Source organism: Pseudomonas sp. 05N434, assembly GCF_056396965.1.
Map to the genome: position 1 here is coordinate 1 of NZ_JBFTMK010001184.1, position 380 is coordinate 380.

1 protein-coding gene is annotated in these 380 nt (G+C 60.3%); it reads left to right on the plus strand.

Annotation, left to right across the window (positions count from 1 at the left end; all coding sequences use genetic code 11):
• The coding region (locus tag AC1DLB_RS32350; protein ID WP_477786578.1) for an imelysin family protein at nt 1–273 on the plus strand (273 nt) is incomplete at its 5' end.
• Between the last annotated feature and the right edge of the window lie 107 nt (nt 274–380).

Sequence of the window (380 nt, forward strand, 5' to 3'; positions counted from 1 at the left end):
CTGTCGTCCCTGGTGGCCAAGGCTGACCCTGCTGCCGACACCACGCTGAAAGCCGACCTGGCTGCGACCGAAGCCAAGATCCAGATCATGGTCGATCACGCCAACAAGGGTGAGCACTACGACCAACTGATCGCTGCCGGCAACACCGCTGGCAATCAGATCGTGCGCGACGCCATTGCCTCTCTGGTCAAGCAGACCGGTTCGATCGAAGCTGCCGCCGGCAAACTGGGCATCAGCGACCTGAACCCGGACAACGCTGATCACGAGTTCTGATCAACGCTGGCTGAGCGAATACAAAGGCGACCTTCGGGTCGCCTTTTTCATGCCTGTCTTTTGGGTGATGCTGATGACCTCATCGCGGGCAAGCCACGCTCCCACGG